Origin of the sequence: Nucisporomicrobium flavum, assembly GCF_016464385.1 — a bacterium.
GTDB lineage: Bacteria > Actinomycetota > Actinomycetes > Mycobacteriales > Micromonosporaceae > Actinoplanes > Actinoplanes flavus_A.
In genome coordinates this window covers 489,724-511,511 of sequence record NZ_JADMLH010000003.1, presented here as the reverse complement: position 1 = coordinate 511,511, position 21,788 = coordinate 489,724, and the positions used below count along the sequence as shown (strand labels likewise).

At 72.1% G+C, this 21,788-nt stretch carries 19 protein-coding genes; 15 read left to right on the top strand and 4 right to left on the bottom strand.

The genetic code is table 11. The features are described 5' to 3' along the window. Positions 1-10: 10 nt before the first annotated feature. Complete coding sequence (locus IT780_RS10395; RefSeq protein WP_199511231.1) at positions 11-868, top strand: arginase family protein; 858 nt, start codon at positions 11-13, stop codon at positions 866-868. Here the strand turns inward: IT780_RS10395 and IT780_RS10390 are convergent. Next, positions 861-1,376, bottom strand: coding sequence for a hypothetical protein (locus tag IT780_RS10390; protein WP_199511230.1), 516 nt, complete (start codon positions 1,374-1,376; stop codon positions 861-863). The two genes, IT780_RS10395 and IT780_RS10390, sit on opposite strands and share 8 nt — an antisense overlap. A gap of 145 nt (positions 1,377-1,521) precedes the next feature. Between IT780_RS10390 and IT780_RS10385 the strand changes: the two genes are divergently transcribed. The 7 genes from IT780_RS10385 to IT780_RS10355 all read left to right on the top strand — a co-directional run bounded on the left by IT780_RS10385 (position 1,522) and on the right by IT780_RS10355 (position 10,336). Beyond that, positions 1,522-2,625 (top strand): sensor histidine kinase, encoded by a 1,104-nt coding sequence (locus IT780_RS10385; RefSeq protein ID WP_199511229.1) that lies wholly within the window; start codon positions 1,522-1,524, stop codon positions 2,623-2,625. Beyond that, positions 2,622-3,272 carry a response regulator transcription factor gene (locus tag IT780_RS10380; protein WP_199511228.1) on the top strand — a complete coding sequence of 217 codons (651 nt, stop codon included), beginning with the start codon at positions 2,622-2,624 and terminating at the stop codon, positions 3,270-3,272. The genes IT780_RS10385 and IT780_RS10380 overlap by 4 nt, the downstream gene beginning before the upstream one ends. Then, positions 3,269-3,793: a P-loop NTPase family protein gene (locus IT780_RS10375; protein WP_199511227.1), complete on the top strand. Its 525-nt coding sequence runs from the start codon at positions 3,269-3,271 to the stop codon at positions 3,791-3,793. Before IT780_RS10380 ends, IT780_RS10375 begins: the two co-directional genes overlap by 4 nt. Before the next feature lie 249 nt (positions 3,794-4,042). Continuing rightward, positions 4,043-8,314, top strand: a complete 4,272-nt coding sequence (locus tag IT780_RS10370) for a GH92 family glycosyl hydrolase (protein WP_199511226.1) — start codon at positions 4,043-4,045, stop codon at positions 8,312-8,314. 63 nt (positions 8,315-8,377) lie between these two features. After that, on the top strand, positions 8,378-8,800 hold the full coding sequence (locus tag IT780_RS10365; RefSeq protein WP_199511225.1) for a PPOX class F420-dependent oxidoreductase: 423 nt from the start codon (positions 8,378-8,380) through the stop codon (positions 8,798-8,800). Between the two features lie 87 nt (positions 8,801-8,887). Beyond that, positions 8,888-9,466, top strand: coding sequence for a GtrA family protein (locus tag IT780_RS10360; RefSeq protein WP_199511224.1), 579 nt, complete (start codon positions 8,888-8,890; stop codon positions 9,464-9,466). 477 nt (positions 9,467-9,943) lie between these two features. Beyond that, entirely contained in the window at positions 9,944-10,336 is a 393-nt protein-coding gene (locus IT780_RS10355) for a VOC family protein (protein WP_199511223.1), read from the top strand. A 112-nt stretch (positions 10,337-10,448) separates the two neighbouring features. Here IT780_RS10355 and IT780_RS10350 read toward each other — a convergent pair whose 3' ends face one another. The 3 genes from IT780_RS10350 to IT780_RS10340 all read right to left on the bottom strand — a co-directional run bounded on the left by IT780_RS10350 (position 10,449) and on the right by IT780_RS10340 (position 13,641). Continuing rightward, positions 10,449-10,808: a DUF488 domain-containing protein gene (locus IT780_RS10350; protein ID WP_199511222.1), complete on the bottom strand. Its 360-nt coding sequence runs from the start codon at positions 10,806-10,808 to the stop codon at positions 10,449-10,451. Beyond that, a complete protein-coding gene (locus IT780_RS10345; protein WP_199511221.1) occupies positions 10,805-11,185 on the bottom strand; it encodes a hypothetical protein in 381 nt (126 codons plus the stop codon). The genes IT780_RS10350 and IT780_RS10345 overlap by 4 nt, the downstream gene beginning before the upstream one ends. 167 nt (positions 11,186-11,352) lie before the next feature. After that, the gene (locus IT780_RS10340) at positions 11,353-13,641 is read right to left on the bottom strand and encodes a beta-galactosidase (protein ID WP_233412521.1); all 2,289 of its coding nucleotides are present in this window, start codon (positions 13,639-13,641) and stop codon (positions 11,353-11,355) included. A 157-nt stretch (positions 13,642-13,798) separates the two neighbouring features. Between IT780_RS10340 and IT780_RS10335 the strand changes: the two genes are divergently transcribed. The 7 genes from IT780_RS10335 (at position 13,799) to IT780_RS10305 (ending at position 21,721) form a co-directional block, all read left to right on the top strand. Beyond that, entirely contained in the window at positions 13,799-15,103 is a 1,305-nt protein-coding gene (locus IT780_RS10335; protein ID WP_199511220.1) for an ABC transporter substrate-binding protein, read from the top strand. Beyond that, complete coding sequence (locus tag IT780_RS10330; protein WP_199511219.1) at positions 15,100-16,074, top strand: carbohydrate ABC transporter permease; 975 nt, start codon at positions 15,100-15,102, stop codon at positions 16,072-16,074. The genes IT780_RS10335 and IT780_RS10330 overlap by 4 nt, the downstream gene beginning before the upstream one ends. Positions 16,075-16,076: 2 nt before the next feature. After that, a complete protein-coding gene (locus IT780_RS10325) occupies positions 16,077-16,934 on the top strand; it encodes a carbohydrate ABC transporter permease (RefSeq protein ID WP_199511218.1) in 858 nt (285 codons plus the stop codon). A 31-nt stretch (positions 16,935-16,965) separates the two neighbouring features. Beyond that, positions 16,966-18,000 (top strand): LacI family DNA-binding transcriptional regulator, encoded by a 1,035-nt coding sequence (locus IT780_RS10320; protein ID WP_307831121.1) that lies wholly within the window; start codon positions 16,966-16,968, stop codon positions 17,998-18,000. A 74-nt stretch (positions 18,001-18,074) separates the two neighbouring features. Then, a complete protein-coding gene (locus tag IT780_RS10315) occupies positions 18,075-19,181 on the top strand; it encodes a glycoside hydrolase family 53 protein (RefSeq protein ID WP_199511216.1) in 1,107 nt (368 codons plus the stop codon). A gap of 64 nt (positions 19,182-19,245) precedes the next feature. Continuing rightward, entirely contained in the window at positions 19,246-21,195 is a 1,950-nt protein-coding gene (locus tag IT780_RS10310; RefSeq protein WP_199511215.1) for a CHAT domain-containing protein, read from the top strand. Positions 21,196-21,214: 19 nt separating this feature from the next. Next, positions 21,215-21,721 (top strand): trypco2 family protein, encoded by a 507-nt coding sequence (locus IT780_RS10305; RefSeq protein ID WP_199511214.1) that lies wholly within the window; start codon positions 21,215-21,217, stop codon positions 21,719-21,721. Positions 21,722-21,788: the final 67 nt, after the last annotated feature.

The window sequence follows — 21,788 nt, the reverse complement described above, 5'->3', positions numbered from 1 at the left end:
CATGGGCGGCATGGTTCTTCGCTGGAGCGTGATCGGTGCCCCGTCCAGCGCGGGAGCGCACACGCCGGGCGTCGAGCGTGCCCCGGCAGCGCTGCGCGCCGCCGGCCTCCTCGCCGGCCTGAACGACCGGGGCGTCGCCGTGCAGGACCTCGGTGACGTCGAGGGTTTCCGCTGGCGGCCGGACCTGAGCCGGCCCAACGCCCAGAACGCCACCGCGGTCGTGCGGGTCGCCACGGACGTGGCCCGGGCAGCCGCGACGGCGCCCGGCATGCCGCTGATCCTCGGCGGCGACTGCACCGTCACGCTCGGCCTGGTCGCCGCCACCCCCGGCGCCGCGCTGATCTACATCGACGGCGGGCCGGACCTCTACACCCCGGAGACGCGCCCGCACGGCAACCTCGACGCGATGGGCCTATCCCACCTGCTCGGCCTGCCGGGGTGCGACCCCACGGTCGCGTCGGTCGCGTCGATCACCCCGCAGCGCGTGGTCACGTACGGCTTCGACCTGCCGCCCGGCGACCCGGAGCGGGACCTGGTGGAGAGGCTGCGGCTCGGGTACGTGCCGGCCGGCGAGGTTCACACCGGGCCGGCAAAAGCGGCAGCCCGCGCCCGGTTCGCCGCGGAGGCCGCCGCGACGCACTTCGTCGTCCACTTCGACGTGGACGTGCTCGCGTTCGCGCAGGCGCCGTTCGCCGACGTGCCGGAGCCGCAGGGCCTGACGCTGCAGGAGGTGGTCGAGACGCTGTCGGTGCTGGTGGCGAGCCCGCAGTTCGCCGGGATGACGGTCACCGAGGTCAACCCGGACCACGTACCCGAGGAGGTCGGGCTGGCCCCGCTCGTCGACGCGATCGTGGCCGGGCTCACCTGAAGGCCTGAAGCAGGTCCTTCCAGAACGCCACGGTGGGCCGGGCGCCCTGCACCGGGCCGGGCTCGCCGCCGCCGAACTCGCGCCGCAGGTAGTCGTCGAGGTCGGTGCCGTACGCGACGACGTCCGTCTGCATGACCGACAGCACGGGATGACCTGACGTGCCCCGGCCCGCGGGCAGATAGCGGTGCGAGTACACGGGGATCAGGCGCGGCACAGTCATCAGGAAGCGGCGTGCCACGGTCACCGCGTCGGCGGGCTCCGGTGGTTGCGGGCCCCAGGCGCCGTACCAGAAACCGTTCTCCGCCACGTCGAAGAGCACGCCCTCGACCGGCATCGCCAAGCGGTCGCGCAGCTCGGCCCGGTCACCGTCGCGCCAGTCCGGCCAGCCGCGGCCCACGGGCAGCGCTGCGGCGAGGAAGGCGCGGTGGTCGTCGGCGAACGAGAAGCCGAACTCTCGCTCCACCGCGTCGAACTCGGCGCCGGACAGCCCGGGTCGCGATGCGATCACCCGCTCACCCTAGACGTACATCGATCGCAGTAGCGCGTACTCCGGCGGCGTCCGCCGCGCAGACCCCGGTGGGACGACGCGGCCGGCCCGCGTGCGGCCATAGCGTCGGCGGCATCAATGAGACCCTCATCGGGAGGTGAGACGCATGCGCACTTCTCTGCTGTGGACGGCCGCCGGCCTCACGTTCGTCGGCGTACCGGCCGGTCTGGCGCTGACCGGTGGCACGGTGGACCCCGTGCTGACCTGGTCGCTGGCCTTCTTCCTGGCAACGCTGACCCTGCTGCTGCGCCGGTGGCCCGCCACGGTCCTGATCGTGTCGCTGGGCACGGTGGTGGCGTGGCGTACGGCCGACCTGATCGGCGCCGGCTGGGTGTGGCCGGCGACCGCGGCGTTCGCGGCGAACGTGCTCGCCGGGCGGGTCCGTACGGCGATCGTCGCCGGAGCGATCACCGTCTGGTACGCCTTCGTCTGGGACTACTTCGTGCAGCTGGGCACCTTCGACGCCACGGTCGGCCGGGTCGGCGCCGAGGCGCTGTGGCTGGCCGCGGCGCTCGCGCTGACGCAGGCGTACCGGAGCACCCGGCGCTGGCAGGACGAGGTCGCCGCGCGGCTGCGGCAGACGCTGGAGCAGCGGGAGCTCGAGGCCGGGCGGCGCCGGGCCGAGGAGCGCGTCGACATCGCGCGCGACCTGCACGACGTGGTCTCGCACACCCTGGCCGTGGTGGGGGTGCATCTCAACGTGGCCCTCGACGCGTTCGACGAGGACCCGGCGGAGGCCCGCGACGCGGTACGGCTGGCCCAGGACGTCCGCGGCCGCGCGATGAGCGACCTCCGGGCGCTCGTGGACGTGCTGCGCTTCGACGGCGGTGAGCCGGCGCACGGCCTGGAGGGCCTCGACGACCTCGCTGAGCGGGTACGGTCAGCCGGGGTGCCGGTACGCCTCGCCGAGCGCGGCGAACGGACGGTCGTGCCCGCTCCCGTGGCGACGGCGGTGTACCGCGTGGTGCAGGAGTCGCTGACGAACACCGTGCGGCATGCGGGAGCGGCCTCCGCCACGGTGACGCTGGACTACGGCCCGGACACGGTCGTCGCGGACATCACGGACGACGGCGGCGGCGGCCCGGTGACGGAGGGGCGCGGGATCATGGGGATGCGGGAGCGGGTCGCCGCGCTGGGCGGCGCGCTGACGGCGGGGCCCGGGCCCGGGGGCGGCTTCACCGTCCACGCGACGATCCCGCTGGCGCCGTGACGATCTCCGTCCTGCTCGCCGACGACCAGCACCTCGTCCGGGCCGGGTTCCGCAGCCTGCTCAAGCGCGACCGGGGCATCGAGGTCGTCGGCGAGGCGTCGACCGGTGACGAGGCGGTCCGCACGGCCCGCGCCGTACGCCCGGACGTGGTCCTGATGGACATCCGCATGCCCGGCCTGGACGGCATCGAGGCGACCCGGCGGATCCTGGCCGAGCTCCCGGAGTGCCGGGTCGTCATCCTCACCACGTTCGAGACGGACGAGTACGTGTTCGCCGCGCTGGCTGCCGGTGCGAGCGGCTTCCTCACCAAGGAGGTCGAGCCGGAGGGCCTGCGGCACGCCGTCCGGGTCGTGGCGGCCGGGGAGGCGCTGCTCTCGCCCAGCGTCACGCGCCGGGTCGTCACCCAGTTCGCGAACCGGCCCGCGGCCGCGCCGGGCGGGCGGCGGCTCGAGGTGCTGACGGCGCGCGAGCGGGAGGTGGTGGCCCTGGTGGCCACGGGTCTGTCCAACGAGGACATCGCCCGTCGTCTGGTGATCAGCCCGCTGACGGCGAAGACCCACATCACCCGGGCGATCGCCAAGCTCGGCGTCCGGGACCGGGTCCAGCTCGTCATCGTCGCGTACGAGGAAGGGCTGGCCGGACAATGAGGCGCATTCTGGTGTACGGCGTGACGGGCTCCGGCAAGTCAACTCTCGCCCGGCGGATCGCGGCGGCGACCGGGGTGCCGTACCACTCGGTGGACGACCTGGCGTGGGAGCCGGGCTGGACAGCCGTGCCCGAGGAGGAGCAGCGGCGGCGGATCGCTCGGATCTGCGCCGGCGACGAGTGGGTGCTCGACTCGGCGTACGGCTCCTGGCGCGACCTCCCGCTCGCACGCGCCGATCTCGTGGTGGGGCTGGACCTGCCGCGGTGGCGCTCGCTGGGCCGGCTGCTGCGCCGGACGGCGTACCGGATCGTGTCGCGCACCGAGATCTGCAACGGCAACCGGGAGCGGCTGCGGGAGGCGCTCAGCCGCGACGGCATCGTCGCGTGGCACTTCCAGTCGTTCGCGCGCAAACGTGATCGGATGCGCGCGTGGCGGTCGGACCCGGCCGTGCCGGAGGTCGTGCTGCTGCGCTCGCCGTCCGAGGTGGAACGCTGGTTGAGCACCCTCGGCACGCCGCGATGATGCACGTGGCTAGAACCGCACACGATCGCACATGGATCATGGCGTCCTCGATCGCGTCCAGGGTCCGGCCGTTCGACCATATGCCTAGGTGACGAGCGTGGGCAAGGGGTTCACGGGGTCAAGATGACATCGATGTCAATCATGGGCGATCGTGTTCGGTAGAGACCTTGCATATTGAGACAGGTACACGTGACGATGTGTCGCGGATGTTTCCGTCAGCCCTTCCCCTCAGCCTTGCAAGGAGACGGCATGCACCGGCCACGATGGGGCGCAGCCCTGTTATCCGTCAGTCTCGTGGCCGCGGCCGCGACGGTCGCCGGCGGCGGCGCCGCGCACGCGGCGGCCGCGACCTCGTTCGCGTCGTCCTTCGAGACCGACGACCCGCAGCCCACCTGGACCGACACCGTGGACGGCGATCACAGCAGCGGCGTCGACGGCTCGGTCGCCGTCGGCATGCCGGGCAGCCTGCGCGATCACGTCACCGCGATCGCCGCGAACGCCCAGCCCAACCCCAACGAGGGCGTGAACAACCTCAACGACGGCGACGCGGCGACCAAGTGGCTCGTCGACACGCCGACCAGCTGGGCGCAGTACACGCTGGACGCCCCGGCCACCGTCGTCAAGTACGCGCTGACCTCCGCCAACGACGCGCCCGAGCGGGACCCGCGGGACTGGACCCTGGAGGGCTCCGCGAACGGCACCACCTGGACGACCGTGGACACCCGGACCGGCCAGACGTTCGACGAGCGCTTCCAGACGAAGACGTACACGGTGGCGAACCCGGGCTCGTTCCCGATCTACCGCCTGAGCATCACCGGCCACCCGTCGGGCAACCTCACCCAGCTCGCCGACCTCGAGCTCGCCGACGACAACACCGGGGCGCCGCCGGCCGGACCGATGCAGAGCCGGCCCGGCAACGGACCCGCGAGCTCACCGACCGCCAAGGCCGGCGTGGGCTACACCGGGCTCAAGGCGTTCCAGATCGCCGGACGGCACACCGCCGAGGGGCGCGGGTACTCGTACAACAAGGTCTTCGACGTGGACGTGGCGGTCACCGCCGACACCGAGCTGTCGTACCTGGTGCTGCCCGAGTTCAACCGCGAGGACCTGAGCAACCCGGCCACGTACACCTCGGTCGACCTGGCGTTCACCGACGGCACGTACCTGTCGGACCTGAAGGCCGTCGACCAGCACGGGGTGGTCGTCAGCCCGGCCGCGCAGGGCGCGTCGAAGACGCTCTACACCGCGCAGTGGAACAAGCGCACCAGCCGGATCGGCAAGGTCGCCGAGGGCAAGACCGTCGACCGGATCCTGATCGGGTACGACAAGCCGGACGGTCCCACGAGCTTCCGGGCGTGGTACGACGACATCGCCCTCCGCGAGGTCCCGCCGGCCCAGCCCCGCGCCCACCTCTCCGAGTACGCCGAGACCCGCCGCGGCACCCAGTCCTCGGGCGACTTCTCGCGCGGCAACAACTTCCCGGCCACCGCGGTGCCGCACGGCTTCAACTTCTGGACGCCGATGACCAACGCCGGCTCCGTCAACTGGCTGTACGAGTACCACCGCCAGAACAACGCCGCGAACCGGCCGACCCTGCAGGCGTTCGCCGCCAGCCACGAGCCCAGCCCGTGGATGGGTGACCGGCAGACGTTCCAGGTGATGCCGTCGGCCGCCACCGGCACGCCGGACGCCAACCGCGCCAACCGCGCGCTCGCCTTCGGCCACGAGAACGAGGTCGCGAAGCCGTACTACTACGGCGTCACCTTCGACAACGGCCTCAAGACCGAGTTCGCACCGACCGACCACGCGGCCCTGTTCCAGTTCACGTTCACCGGGGACAGCTCCAACCTCGTCTTCGACAACGTGGACAGCCGCGCGGGCCTGACGATCGACGCCGCGAACCGCGCCGTCTCCGGCTGGTCCGACGTGAACAGCGGCAGCCTCTCCGCCGGCTACACCCGCATGTTCATGTACGCGACGGTCGACGCCCCGATCACCGCGAGCGGCATGCTGCCCACCGGCAACCGGCCCTCGACCGGCTACGTCAAGTTCGACACCGCGCAGGACAAGACGGTGACGATGCGCATCGCCACCTCGCTGATCAGCGTCGAGCAGGCCAAGCACAACCTCGACCTCGAGGTCGCGGCCGACGCCACCGTCGCGCAGATCCGCGACCGGGCACAGGCCGCCTGGGACGCCAAGCTGAGGACCGTCGAGGTCGAGGGGGCGACCGAGGACCAGCTCGTCACCCTCTACTCGAACATGTACCGGCTGTTCCTCTACCCGAACTCCGGCTACGAGAACACCGGCACCGCCGCGGCGCCGGTGTGGAAGCACACCGTGCAGTCGGCGGTCACCAGCCCGGCCAGCTCGCCCACGGAGACGGGCGCGCCGGTCAAGGACGGCAAGGTGTACGTCAACAACGGCTTCTGGGACACGTACCGCACCACGTGGCCGGCGTACTCGCTGCTGACCCCGGACACCGCCGGCGAGATGGTCGACGGGTTCGTCCAGCAGTACCGCGACGGCGGCTGGATCTCCCGCTGGTCCTCCCCCGGCTACGCCAACCTCATGGTGGGCACCAGCTCCGACGTCGCCTTCGCCGACGCGTACCTCAAGGGCGTGCCCGGCATCGACGCCGAGACCGCGTACCAGGCGGCGATCAAGAACGCGACCGTGACGCCGCCGAATGCGAACGTGGGCCGCAAGGGCCTGGCGACGTCGATCTTCAAGGGCTACACCCCGCTCGACGTCACCGGCGAGGCCATGTCCTGGGCCATGGACGGCTACATCAACGACTTCGGCATCGCCAACATGGCCGCGGCGCTGGCGAAGAAGGGCGGCCCCAAGGCCGGCGAGTACGCCGAACAGGCCGAGTACTTCCGCAACCGGGCCCAGAACTACGTGAACATGTTCGACCCCGATGTGAACTTCTTCCAGGGCAAGGACAGCAACGGGACCTGGCGCAACCCGCCGGCCTCGTACGACCCGCGGGTCTGGGGGTACGACTACACCGAGACCAACGGCTGGAACATGGCGTTCCACGTACCGCAGGACGGCCAGGGCCTCGCCAACCTGTACGGCGGCAAGGACAAGCTGGCCGGCAAGCTCGACAAGTTCTTCTCCACGCCAGAGACGGCGACCTTCCCCGGCTCGTACGGCGGCACGATCCACGAGATGCTCGAAGCGCGTGACGTCCGCATGGGTCAGTGGGGCTTCAGCAACCAGCCGTCGCACCACATCCCCTACATGTACGACTACGCCGGCGAGCCCGCCAAGGCGCAGAAGATCGTCCGCGAGGCGCTGTCCCGGCTCTACCTGGGCAGCGAGATCGGCCAGGGCTACCCGGGCGACGAGGACAACGGCGAGATGAGCGCCTGGTACGTCTTCAGCGCGCTGGGCTTCTACCCGCTGCAGATGGGCAGCCCGGCGTACGCGATCGGGTCGCCGCTGTTCACCAAGGCGACGATCAACCTGCCCGGCGGCAAGAAGATCGTGGTCAACGCGCCGGACAACAGCGCGAAGAACGTGTACGTGCAGTCGCTGAAGGTCAACGGGAAGGCGTACGCGTCGACGTCCCTGCCGCATTCGCTGCTCGCCGACGGCGCGGTGCTGGACTTCGCCATGGGCCCCGAACCGTCCACCTGGGGTACGGGCGACGACGCGGCGCCGCCGTCGATCACCACCGGTGACGCGGTGCCGAGCCCGCTGCGCGACCTCACCGGCCCCGGCAAGGGCACGGCGTCGGAGCCGGCGCTGGTGGACGACACGTCGAACACCCGCGCGGTCTTCGCCTCCGCGACGCCGTCGTGGCAGTGGGACTTCACCGGCGGCGGTCAGAAGGCCGACTACTACACCCTGACCTCGGGCGCGGTGGCCGGCGATCCCAAGGCCTGGAAGCTCTCCGGCTCGTACGACGGCACCACCTGGACGACCATCGACGAGCGCAGCGACCAGACGTTCGACTGGCGCCTGCAGACCCGGCCATTCAAGATCGCCAAGCCGGGCCGGTACGCGTCGTACAAGCTCGACGTCACCGCCAACACCGGCGAGACCAGCACCACGCTGGCCGAGGTCGAGCTGCTGGGCAGGCCGGCGCCGGCCTGCACCACGACGATCGCCGACAAGGTGGTCGGCGCGGTGTCGGTCAAGTCGGGCGTCACCTGCATCAAGGAGGGCGCCACCGTGACCGGCCTGGTGACGGTCTCCAAGGGCGCGTCGCTCTACGTCTCCGGGGCGAGCCTGCGAGCGGCGGTCACCGCGACCGGCGCCGGCACGGTGTCGCTGCTGCACGCGACGGTCAACGGACCGGTCACGGTGACCGGTTCGGGTCCGGTGCTGCTGGAGGCGTCGACCATCAAGGGCGCGGTCACGCTGCTGAACAACCGTACCGCCACGGTCGTCGCGGCCGACACGGTCAACGGCCCGCTGACCTGCACCGGCAACCAGCCGGCGCCGGTCAACAACGGCCTCGCCACCACGGGTACGGGCGCCCGCCTGGGCCAGTGCGCACGAATCTGACGATCTGATCACCGAGCGCCGCGGACCCCCACGAGGGGCCCGCGGCGCTCTAGTGTTTCTCCCATGTCCGAGGATCTCTGGGCCGTCATCGCCGCGGCCAACCTGTGCACGCTGGCCACCATCAAACGGGACGGCCGCCCCCAACTCTCCGACGTCAACTACACGGCCGACCCGGCCACCCGCGTGCTCCGCGCCTCGACCCGCTCCACCCTGGCCAAGGTCCACAACCTCCGCCGCGACCCCCGCGCCACGCTGCGCGTCGAAGCCCCGGGTGGCGGCTACGCCGTGGCCGAGGCGACGGCCACCCTCTCCCCACCGTCCACCGACGAGCACGACGCCACGGTCGAGGAGCTCGTCGAGGTGTACCGGCTGGTCGGCGGCAAGGAGCACCCGGACTGGGCCGAATACCGCCGCGCGATGGTGGCCGACGGAAGGCTGGTGCTGCGCTTGAAGGTGGAGCGGCTCTACGGCTGGGTCATGGGCTGAGGTCTCTGCGATCCGGCCAGGGTGAGCGGCGGAGATCACGCTTCGGCGGGCAGCGGGGCGGGGGCGGCCACCGCTAGAGTCCCGCGGATGACAGACGGAACCGCCACCGCGGGGCGCTACGGCCGGATCGTCGGCCGCCTGCTCGCCGTGCTGCCCGGCCCGGCCCGCCGCTACCTGGTACGCCACCGTGAGGTGCTCAAGTTCCTGGTGGTGGGCGGCACGTGCTTCGTCATCACGGTCGTGGTGAACTACGCGCTCAAGCTGACCGTGCTGCACGAAAAGCCCATCGCGGCGCTCACCATCGCCACGATGGTCGCCACCGGCGTCTCGTACGTCCTCAACCGCGAATGGTCCTTCAAGACCCGAGGCGGTCGCCAACGCCACCACGAGGCGCTCCTGTTCTTCGGCATCAGCGCGGTCGGCATCGTGGTCAACGACATCCCGATGTGGATAGCCCGCTACGTGCTCGACCTGCGCGTCCCGGACGTGAGCCGGCTGTCGCAAGAGGTCAGCGACTTCGTGGCCGGCATCATCCTGGGCACGCTGCTCGCCATGGCCTTCCGCCTGTGGGCCTTCCGCCGCTGGGTCTTCCCCCACCCGGACGCCCGGCCCCGCCGCACGCTGGTCACGTTCCCGGCAGACACCGACGAGAGCCGCGCGGCGTAACACGGCCCCGCCGCCCCGAACGCGACATCCAGCCCCGCCGGGCCGCTCCCGACAACGAGCCTCCGCCGGGCCGCACTCGACACCCGGCCCGTGGCGTGCCGCCCCGACAACCAGCCCACCGCCAGGCCGCCCCGGACAACCAGCCCCGGCCGGTCCCGCTCGACAACCGGCCTGTGCCGAGCGAGGCGCTTCGGTCGGACCGAACCGGGCCAAGCGGGGCAGCCACGCCAGGCCAAGCGGCGCGGCCACGCCAGGCCAAGCGGGACCGCCACGCCAGGCCAAGCGGGACCGCCAGGCCGGGCCAAGCGGGGCGGCCACGCCGGGCCAAGCGGGGCGGGCACGCCGGCCGTCGCCGCAGGGGCTGAGACAGCACGGTCCGCGCCGGACTTGCCCCCTCCCCCGCCCGGCCCGACATCGCGCCGGTCCCGTCCTTCGTCGTGGCGTGCCGGCGCGGGTGGGCGGCATTACGCTCGCGGCATGGCGCGGATCAAGGACATTGTCGTGGACTGTGCTCGGCCCGCTCCGCTTGCCCGGTTCTGGGTGGCGGTGCTGGAGGACTATGCGATCGCGCCGTACACGGCGGAGGATCTGGAGCGGCTGCGGGCTCAGGGGGTCGAGGATCCCGAGGATGATCCGACCGTGCTCGTGCTGCCCGGGGCGGGTGGCGGTCCTCGGTTGTGGTTCACGAAGGTGCCCGAGGCGAAGACCGTGAAGAACCGGGTCCATCTGGACGTGGCCGCCGACGATCCCGGCGCGGAGCTGGAACGGCTGACCGCGCTGGGCGCCCGGTTCCTGTGGGAGACCGACACGCTGACCGTGCTCGCCGACCCGGAGGACAACGAGTTCTGCCTGCTCAAGCGAACGGCCTAAGCCTCGGGTGCGCAGCGCTCAACCGGACGTCGCGAGCCCTCGGCCACGCACCGCACACGACGGCGCTCAACCGGACGGCGCGAGCCCTCGTGCGCGGCGAGCACCGCGGCGCTCAACTGGACGGTGTGAGCCCGAGGTGCGCGGCGAGCACCGCGGCGTGGCTGCGGTCGTGTGGCGCCTTGGCCGCGTACACCAGTGTGACGACCGGGTGGGCCGCGAGGATGTCGCGGAGCTCGTCCACTGCCGGGTTGGTCTTCAGTTCGTCGCGGTAGCGGGCGGCGAACTCGTCGAAGGTGCCCTCGTCCGCGTGGAACCATCGGCGCAGGTCGGTGCTCGGGGCGATGTCCTTCAGCCACTGGTCGAGGTGGGCGCGGTCCTTGGAGATGCCACGCGGCCAGAGGCGGTCCACCAGGACGCGGTAACCGTCGTCTGTGGACGGTTCCTCGTGCGCTCGCCGGATTCTGAGGGTCATCGGTGGGCCTGCAGGTGGCTCTCGACGAGCTCGCCGAGCATGCCGCGGAGGCGCACCAGGCGGGCGGCGAGCTCGTCGAACGTGGCGCGGTCGCGGCGGGCGTTGGCCTTCCAGAGGGACCGCAGCGCCGCCTGGCTCAGGGCGAGCTGGGTGCCGGCCGCCTCGACGTAGCGGATCAGCTCCTCGCGGTGCGCGGGCGCGGCGAACTCGACCGCGCCGCGGGCCGCGCGCAGCGGCTCGCCGGGCACCGCGAAGACCGGGTCGGGGTTGCCGCCGGACCGGTCCGCGCCCACCCAGGCGAGCAGGTGCTCCAGGTCGGTCGCCGCCACGGTCATGCGGCCGATCGCCGCGAGCGTCTCCTCGGCAAGCGTCTCCACCCACCGACCCTACCGCCACCCACCCCGACCCCCGCGCCGCAACGAACAACCCGGCCCGGCAAGCAACGCAACGAACGACCCGGCCCAGCAAGCAACGCGACCAGCAACCCGGCCCAGCAAGTAACGCGGCCAACAAGCCGGACCAGCAAGCGGCGCCGGGCGTGGGGTCACGACGGTCGTCGCTCGTGCCAGGTTCGCAGGCCGGTGACCCGGACCCGGTCGAGCGCGACCAGCTGCCCGTCCGCGGCGAGGAGCCGGTCGCGGGCATCCCGCGGCAGGTGCACGGTCGAGCCCACCGCGAGCGGCAGGATGTGGACGGTCACCTCGGCACCGGGGCGGTACCCGGCGTCGCGCAGGTTCACCGTCCATGCCGAGCCGTCCCAGAACCGGTCCGTGGCCGTGCGCCCGTCGATCCGAAGCTCCGCCACGTCCCCGGCCCACGCGAGGTCGAGCAGCACGTCGAGCTCGTCCCAGCCCGGCAGGGTCAGCCGGTAGACCGCGGCCAGCGAGGAGAACGTCTCGGGCGAGGGTGCGGACGGGCGGCCGTCGTGTTTGCCGTACGAGACCGGCACAGCTGTGTCGGCAGCCCGGAGCAGCTCGATCCCCGCGTCGCCGACCGCGGCCGGCACGGGCCCCGCCGGGTCCATCGGCAGGTCGGCGAACCTGCGGGTGGCCGGGTCGTACGCCTGCACCGAAGGCACCCGGCCGCGGGCCGTGACCCGCCCGTCCGGCCCCCATGACAGCTCGTCGGCGGACAGCAGGAGGCGCCTGCCGCCGTCCTCGCAGACCCACGCCGTCCGGGCCGTCTCCGGGTCGAGCAGCAGCACGTCGAGCGCGCCGCCGCCGGCGGTCAGGCGTACGGGGGTGCGGTCCGGCGTGAGGGTCAGCAGCTCGCCGCCGTCCAGCGCGAGTTCCGTGTCGATGCCGGGTTCGGCGGTCAGCACGAGGGTCGGTACGGCGCCGGGCAGCAGGGTCAGCGCCGAGGCGGTGGCCCAGTTCAGCCGTACGCCGCCCGCGGTGAACCGCAGCGGCCACCGGGCCAGGGTTCCGGGCGGGATGTCGACCGGCCGGGACGGCAGCAGGAGCGAGGAACCGTCGAGCTCCACGCGGAACCGGGCCCCGCGGTACGTGGCCAGCGGCACGTGCGGCTGGTGCCAGGCGAGAAACAGGAAGCCGCTGTCGCCGTCGGAGCGCAGCGCCCACCGCAGGGTCTCGGCATCCTCCACTCCGGACGGTCGCGACGAGGGCAGCGTCGACGGCATCTCGGCCAGCGCGGCGCCGAACGCGGCGAGGTAGGCGTGCTGGCGGCGCAGTTCGGCGTGGCTGGGCTGCAGGGTGCCGGCCTCGCCGATGGGGGCGTGGAAGTCGTACCCGAGCCGGGGCAGGTCGTTGGGGTAGCCGGTGGCGTGCGACTCCTGCATGCCGTGGTCGCCGGGCGGGTTGGTGCCGCCGGCGTACATGTAGTAGCCCTGCCAGGCGGACCCGTTGCCGATCTTGCAGTGTGCGGCGGCGGCGATGTCGAGCGCCGCGGGCCGGGGCCGCCGGTGGTACGCCGTCCCCATGCCGCCGCCGAGCTCGCAGGTGGCCGGCGGGAAGAGCGTGGACGGGCTGCGCGGCGGCACGGCGGTGTGCCCCGCGTGCTGGGCGCGGCGGACGTCGGCGCCAATGCCCGGGTCGTCCCAGGTGTGCGAGAAGAAGAAGTGGTCGCGGAACGTCGGGTCCCAGGGCGCGTCGGCGTCGACCCAGAAGCCGTCGCCGTAGCCGCCGTACAGGGGCAGGACCTCCTCGGCGGGCAGGTCGGCGCCGCCCCACGCGGTCGCCACCCACAGCGGGGCGGCCATCCCGGCCTCGCGGGCCAGCCGCTTGAGCGTGACGAGGTGCCCGGGCTGCTCGTACAGCTCGTTCTCCAGCTGGATGGCGAGGACCGGCCCGTCGGCGCGGCAGCGGCCGCCGAGCGCGATGGCGAGCTGGCCGTACCAGTCGCGGACCATGTCAAGGTACGCCGGGTCGTCCGTGCGGTGCCGCACCGGCGCCCGCTGGACCCAGTCGGGGAAGCCGCCGTTGCGGGTCTCGCCGTGGCACCACGGTCCGATCCGCAGCATCACGTCGAGGCCGGCCTCCGCGGCCAGGTCGACGAACGCGGCCACGTCCAGGTTGCCGTCGAAGCGGGGCTCGTCGCGGTGCTCGACGTGGTGCAGCCAGAAGACGTACGAGCTGACCACCGTCACGCCCCCGGCCCGCATCTGCCGCAGCCGGTGCGCCCAGCGTGCCCGGGGCACCCGGCTGTAGTGCAGCTCGCCGGAGACCGGGATGAGCGGCACCCCGTCGCGGGTGAGGTAGCGGCTGGTCAGGCCCAGCCCGGGCCGGACGTCCTCCGCGTTGCTCATCCGCGGCCGGCGCAGGGGTGCGGCCCAGGGCCGGTGGCGCACGGACAGGGGTGGGTGATCGGTCGGCAACGCGAGCCCCTTCGGCGCGGACGCCTGTAACCGGTCACAGGCGAGGTCATCGCACCATACACCGGGTTAACAGCGCGGAAGCAAGCTCTTGACACGCGTGTAAACGAGCATCACTGTAACCGGTTACAGGAATGGCACGCCTGCCTGAGGAGGACCCGTGAGGAAAGCCATCGGCGGCGCGCTCGCCGCATCCCTTCTGCTCCTGGCCGCCGGCTGCAGCGGCAGCGACGACGACAGCGGCGGCACCGCCGGTGGCGGCAAGGTCGAGCTCACCTACTGGAGCTGGGCGCCGAACATGGACAAGGTCGTCGAGGGCTGGAACGCCGGCCACCCCGGCATCCACGTCACCGTCAACAAGCAGGACGGCGGCGATCCCGCGGTCACCAAGCTGCTCACCGCGATCAAGGCCGGCAGCGGCGCGCCCGACGTCATGCAGGCCGAATACCAGAAGATCCCGACGCTGGTCTCGGCCGACGCGATCGCCGACATCGCCGCGGACGCCGGCGGGCTCAAGGCGAAGTTCCCCGATTCCGCCTGGAACGCGGTCACGCTGGGCTCCGAGTCCGTGTACGGGGTCCCGCAGGATTCCGGCCCGATGATGTTCTACTACCGCGCCGACGTGTTCGAGAAGCTCTCGATCTCCCCGCCGGCCACCTGGGACCAGTACGCCGACGCCGCCCGCAAGATTCACTCGGCGAACAAGAAGCAGTACCTCGGCACCTTCTCCGCCAACGACCCGGGCTGGTTCGCGGGCCTGGCCCAGCAGGCCGGCGCGTCCTGGTGGGGCGTGCAGGGCGACTCCTGGACCGTGACCATCAACGACGCCGCGACGCAGAAGGTCGCCGGCTACTGGGGTGGGCTCGTGCAGGAGGGCGTCATCGCGAACACCCCGATGTACACGCCGGACTGGAACGCCGCGCTCAACGACGGCACCCAGGTCGGCTGGCTCAGCGCGGTCTGGGCCCCCGGCGTGCTCGAGGGCAACGCCGCCTCCACCAAGGGCAAGTGGAAGGTCGCCGCGCTCCCCCAGTGGGACCCGGCCAAGCCGGCCAGCGGCAACTGGGGTGGGTCGGCCACCAGCGTCACCACCCAGAGCAAGCACAAGAAGCAGGCCGTCGAGTTCATCACCTGGCTCAACACCGATCCCGCCGCGCTCAAGGCGCTGGCCGGCACGGCGAACATCTACCCCGCCGCCACCGAGGCGACCAGCACCGCGCTGACCGCGCCGCCCGCGTTCTTCGCCGGCCAGCAGGACTTCTACGCGATCGCCGCCGAGGCCGGGAAGGTCACCAACCCGTTCACGTACGGGCCGAACGTCAACGTCGCGTACAGCGCGTACAACGACGCGTTCGGCAAGGCGGCGGAAGCTGAGCAGAGCGCCGCGTTCACCGCCGCGCTGGGCACCATGCAGACCACCACGGTGAGCGACATGAAGACCGCCGGGTTCAAGGTCGCCGGATGACCACGCTGCCCGCGGTGACGCCCGCCGCCGAGAGGTCCGCCGTCACCACGGCGGCGGACCGCCCGGGGCGCGGCCGCCGGCGCTCCGGGACCCCGTACGCCTTCCTCGCCCCGGCCCTGGTGCTCTTCACCGCGTTCCTCGGCGCGCCGGTGGTCTACGCCGGCTACCTCAGCCTGCGCCGGGTCAAGGTCTCCGGGCTGGGGCTCGGCCGGGGCTCGCGGGTCGAGCAGTGGGCCGGGCTGAGCAACTACACCCGCGTGCTCACCGACTCCGAATTTCTGCCCAGCGTCGGCCGGATCGCCCTCTACGGGCTGATCGTCGTCCCGCTGATGCTCGGCGGGGCGCTGCTCATGGCGCTGCTCATCGACGCGGGGCGTAGCCGGGCCGGCCGGTTCGCCCGCACGGCGATCTTCCTTCCGTACGCGGTCCCCGCCGTGATCGCCTCCCTGCTATGGGGCTTCCTCTACCTGCCGCGGATCAGCCCGATCAGCGACGTGCTGAACGGGGCCGGCCTGAGCGCACCCAACGTGTTCTCCTCCTCGTGGGTGCTCTACGCCGTGGCCAACATCGCGATCTGGGGCGGCATGGGCTTCAACATGATCGTGCTCTACACCGCGCTGCGGACGATCCCCGGCGAGTTGTCCGAGGCGGCCCGGATCGACGGCGCCTCCGACGTGCAGATCGCGCTGCGCATCAAGATCCCGGTGATCCTGCCGTCGCTGATCATGACGTTCGTCTTCTCGCTCATCGCCACGCTGCAGGTCTTCGCCGAGCCGATGACCCTGCGGCCGCTGGCCAACACCATCTCCGCGACCTGGACGCCGCTGATGATGGTCTACCGCGACGCGTTCATCCGTAACGACATCCACGCCGCGGCGGCCACCTCGGTCGTCATCGCCGTCGCGACGTTCGCGCTGTCCTTCGGCTTCCTCAAGCTCGTCGGTTCGCGCGCCTTCCGGCAGGAGGACTGAGCATGGCCGTCGCCACCGCCGTCAAGGCGCGGACCCGCCGCAGCCCGGCCGCCACCGTGCTGCTGGTGCTGGGCGCGGCGTACTGCCTGCTGCCGGTGCTGTGGGTGGTGATCGCCTCCACCAAGAGCGCCGGGGAGCTGTTCTCCACCTTCACCCTGACGCCCAGCACGCACCTCTTCGACAACGTCGCCGCGCTCAGCGACTACCGCGGCGGCCTCTACTGGCGGTGGATGGCCAACACCGCCCTCTACGCCGGCGTGGGCGCGCTGGCCTCGGCGTTCGTGTCCGCGATGGCCGGCTTCGCCCTCGCCAGGTACGCCTTCCCCGGCAAGTCCGTGATCTTCAACCTGATCCTCGCCGGCGTGCTCGTGCCCGGGGTCATCCTCGCCGTTCCGCAGTACCTGCTGCTGGCCAAGGTCGGCATGACGAACACGTACTGGGCCGTGCTGCTGCCCAGCATGATCAGCCCGTACGGGATCTATCTCTGCCGGATCTTCGCCGCTGCGGCCGTGCCCGGCGAGGTGCTGGAGGCCGCCCGGATGGACGGCGCCGGCGACTGGCACGCGTTCGCCCGGGTGGCCCTGCCGATGATGCGCCCGGGGCTGGTCACCGTGTTCCTGTTCCAGTTCGTGGCGATCTGGAACAACTTCATGCTGCCGTACATCATGCTCGGCGACGACCGGCTCTTCCCGGTCACCGTGGGCCTGAGCGGGCTGCTCAACCAGGGCGCGACCCAGCCGGCCATGTACACCTCGGTGATCACCGGGGCGTTGCTGTCCGTGCTGCCGCTGGTCGCGCTCTTCCTCAGCCTGCAGCGCTACTGGCAGGTCGACCTGGCCGCGGGCGCGGTCAAGGCATGAGGCCGGCATGGACGCGACTATGATCCCTACCGTGCCGACCTCGCCCGGTACGGGGCGCAAGCGGCCCACCATCCGCGACGTGGCGCGCGAGGCCGGGGTCTCTTACGCCACCGTCTCCCGCGTCCTCAACGGCCGGGAGTGGGTCAGCCCCGAGTCCGTCCGGGCGGTCCGCGACGCCATCACGCGCACCGGCTACACCGCGAACCCGCACGCCCGCTCGCTGGCGACCGGCCGGTCCGGGTCGATCGCGTTCCTGCTCACCGAGCCGCAGCACCTGCTCTTCGAGGACCCGAACTTCGCGGTGCTGTTGCGCGGCGTGGCGCAGGCGCTGTCGGCGCGCGAGCTCACGCTGATCCTGATGATCGCCGCGACGCCGGAGGAGCGCGGCCGCGCGGTCACGTACCTCAGCGGCGGGCACGTCGACGGGGTGCTGCTGGTCTCGCCGCACTCCGGCGACCCGCTGCTGAGCCAGCTCGTCCGCGCCGAGGTGCCGATCGTGGCCTGCGGCAAGGTGCTCGGCCACGAGACGACGATCAGCTCGGTCGCCGCCGACGAATGGGCCGGCGCGCGCTCGGCGGTCGAGCACCTGCTCGCCGCGGGCTGCCGGCGGATCGCGCACATCGCCGGCCCGCAGGACACCTCGGGCGGCGTCGAGCGCCTCCGCGGGTACGCCGACGCGCTCACCGCGTACGGCCTGCCGGTGGACGAGGCGGCGATCGTGCACGGCGACTGGAGCCACGAGAGCGGCGCCGCGGGGATGCGTGAGCTGCTGCGCCGGGTTCCCGGCCTCGACGCGGTGTTCGCCGCCTCGGACGCCATGGCCGCCGGCACGCTGCCGGTGCTGCGCGAGGCCGGCCGGGACGTGCCCGGCGACGTCCGCCTCGTCGGCTTCGACGACTCCGGCCTGGCCGCCACGCTGCACCCGCCGCTCAGCTCCGTCCGCAACCCGCTCGACCGGATCAGCGAGGAGATGGTCCGGCTGCTCGGCGAGCTCGTCGCCGGGCGTACGCCCCTGTCGATCACGGTGCCCACCTCGCTGGTGCTCCGCGAGTCCTCACCCGCCTGACGACCCTGTACCCGCTCCACCACCCTCTCCCCACGGCACCACCCTTTCTCGCTCCCTACCGGAAAGGAACCGCCATGCAGAGGTACCTCCGGGCCGTGGTCGCCGTCCTCGCGACGGCCGCCCTCGGCCTCACCGTCCCCGCCCCGGCCACCGCGGCCGGCACCCTGTCCATGCTCGGCGCCGACGTCTCGTCGCTGCAGCGCAGCCTCGACCTCGGCGCGAAGTACTACGACGCGGCCGGCACCGCCCGCGACCCGATGGACATCCTCAGGTCGGCCGGGCTGAACTACGCCCGGCTGCGCGTCTGGAACAACCCGGCCAGCGGCTACAACAACAAGGCCAAGGTGCTGCAGCAGGCCCGATCGCTGAAGGCCAAGGGCCTCAAGCTGCTCATCGACTTCCACTACTCCGACACCTGGGCGGACCCCGGCAAGCAGTTCAAGCCGGCCGCCTGGTCGTCGCACACGCTCGCGCAGCTGCAACGGGACGTCTACGGCTACACGTACGACGTGTGCACCGCCCTCAAGGCGCAGGGAACCACGCCGGACAGCGTGCAGATCGGCAACGAGATCAACGTGGGCATGCTGTGGCCGGAGGGCCGCGTCGACAACAGCAACTTCGCGCCGCTGGCGAGCCTGCTCAAGCAGGGGTACGCGGCGACCAAGGCGTGCAACCCCGGCACCCAGGTGATGATCCACACCGCGGACGCGGACAGCATGGCGAACGCGCACTGGTTCTACGACGGCATCCGTGCCCAGGGCGTGCAGTGGGACGTCACGGCCCTGTCGTACTACTGCATGTGGCACGGCACGCTGGCGAACCTGTACAACGTGATCACCGACGTGCGCGCCCGCTACGGCAAGCCGGTGGTGATCGCGGAGACGGCGTACCAGTTCACCACCGCGGACGCCGACAGCGAGAAGAACTCCATCCCCGGCACCGTGCTGTGCGACAACATCCCGGCCACGTGGCAGGGCCAGGCGCAGGAGTTCGCCTGGGTGCAGAACACCGCCCGTAACGCCGGCGCCATCGGCGTCTTCTACTGGGAACCCACCTGGTACGCGGTGAAGGGCAACGGCTGGGACCCGGCGAACATCAACGGCACGGGCGACGGCTGGGACAACATGGCGACCTTCGACTGGACCGGGCACGTGAACCCGTACCTGCGCTGGACCCCGTGACGCAACGCCCGGGGCGGTCACGACGGCCGCCCCGGGTCCATAATGGCGGGATGGGTGAGACGCCTTGCGGTTGATCCTCCGCGTCGAGCCGGTGCACCGGGTCGCCCCGGTCTCGGCCCCGCCCGGGCCCGGCGTCCACGTCGTCTACGCCACCGGCACCGGCGAGCTCTTCTCGCTGGGCGGGCGGGCACTCACCTCCTCCGAGCAGGTCAGCACCCGCTACCGCATGCGGTACGACGTGGACACGGCAGACCATCGGATCGTGCTCCGTCTCGAGGGCGAGCCGTACCCGGTGGAGGTGGGATTCCGGGTGCACGATCCGCTCGCCGTCGTCCGCAACGCCGTCGAGGACCCCGAGCCGATCATCGGGGCCTTCCTGAGGGCGCGCGGGATCGATCGGGGCTTCCGCGACGAGATACGCCTGCCCGAGGGCATCACCGTCTTCTCCGTCGAACCGCAGCTCCCACCGGCACAGCACGGCCGTGCCGAGGTGTGGGAACAGTGGGAACAGGAGGTCGTCGAGGCGCGGATCGGCAACGTGCCCGGCGGCGCCGTCCGGTCATCGCCGCCCTCCGGCGACCTCGAACGGTTCCTGATCGGCGAGCTGCCGACGAGCGTACGGGTGGGCCAGGAGTTCAGCCTGGTGGCGCGCATCGCCGTGGACAAGCCGTGGCCCGGCGCCTCCGCGGCACCCCTCGTCGGTTTCCCCACCGGCCCGGACGAGGTGGAGGTCGTCCTGCTCGTGCAGCCGCGGTCCGGGCTCAGGGGCGAGGACCTGCAGGCGACCGTACGCGTCCCCGCGGACGGCGGCTCGGCCCCGGTGCGGTTCGGGCTGCGCGCGCACGAGGTGGGTCTGCTGCGGCTCGAGCTGTCGGCGTGGATCGGCGGCACCGCGCTGGCCGAGCTGACCCTCGAAATCTCCGCCGAGCCCGCCGCGGTCGACGAGCGTACGCAGCACCGGCGCGCCCCCATGTCCGAGCTGGCCTCCCGGCCGGGCGACGTGACGCTGCAGGTGAGCTTCGACGGCAGCCGCTACTTGTTCCAGATCGCGTCGAGCCGGTACTGGTCGGAGCAGATCGTGGCCCGGTCGTTGACCGAGGCTCCGGGGCAGGCGGTGGAGCGGACCGTCGACATGCTGCGCCGGTTCGCGGGCGGGCAGGCCGCGTACGGCCCCGCCGCCGCGCGGCGCTGGGTGCAGGAGACCGGCGTCGGGCTGTGGCGGGACATGGTCCCCGACGCGATCAAGGACGCGTTCTGGGAACTGCGCGGGCAGATCGGCACGTTCACGATCGCCTGCGCCGACGACAGCGTGCCGTGGGAGCTGCTGTACCCGCTCGCCCGCGCCGAGGACCACGGCTTCCTCGTCGAGCAGTTCCCGGTACTGCGCCGGGTGTTCGGCACGCTGTCCGCGCAGACGGTGTCCGTCGACCACGCGCGCTACATCGTGCCCGGGCGCTCGCCGGCGAACGCCCGCGAGGAGGCAGCGGCGGTGCACCGCATCCTCGCCGGCGGTGCGGAACCGGCGTACGTGACGCACCTGGACGACCTCATGGCGGTGCTGGACGGCCCGGACGTGGGGCTGCTGCACTTCGCCTGCCACAACGCCTTCTCGTTGCAGCAGGGTGGGTCCGCGATAGCCATGGAGGGCGGCGCGTTCGTGCCGCTGATGCTCAACAGCGCGGTGCAGCGGAGGCGGTTCGCGGACCGGCATCCGCTGGTCTTCGTCAACGCCTGCCGCAGCGCCGGCGTGGCACCGGAGTACACCCGGATGATGGGCTGGGCGAGCCAGTTCATGCTGGCCGGCGCGGGCGCGTTCGTCGGCACGCTCTGGCCGGTCGGCAGCGCCCGGGCGGCCGGGTTCGCGGAGGCGTTCTACGCCGAGCTGACGGCCGGCGCGGGCCTCGGCACGGCGTCCCTGCGGGCCCGGCAGGCGATCGCGGACCCGGGCGATCCCACCTGGCTGGCGTACACCGCGTACGGAGACCCGACCGCCACGATCAGCCGTGCGGTCTGAGCAGGAGGAGTGCGGGGCCATGGATGTCATCGAGGACGGCGTCGCGGTCACGGACGTGATCGGCACGGTCAAGGAGGTCATCGTCGCGGCCGGGATGTCGCAGGCGCAGCCGGGGCGGGACCTGCGGGTGGCCGGGGTGGAGCTCACCCTGCACACCGTGGTGACCCGGTCCGGCGGCGGGGGCGTCGACTTCCGGGTGCCCGTGCTCGGCCTGCAGCTGCGGCTCGGCCGCAAGCTGACCCGGACGGACCTGCACACGGTGACGATCAGCCTGGTCCCGCCGGACCTGAGGGACCGGGTCGAGCTGCGCGGCGTGGCGCTGCAGGACGCCCTCGTCGAGGCGATCGAGCGGATCCGCGCCGCGGTCCGGAGCGCCGCGACCGGCGACGACCCGTTCGAGCTGGAGGAGAGCACGGTCGAGATGTCGTTCGGCGTCACCGACGAGGGCAGCATCGCGCTGGGCTTCGAGGGGAACCTGAGCGACGACATCTCGCACACCCTGAAGCTGCGGCTGGTCGCCGCTTGAGGCGCCGGGGGGGGGGGCCGGGGGGGGGGGCCCCGCCCCCCCCCGGACGCCCCCGGCCCCCCCCGCG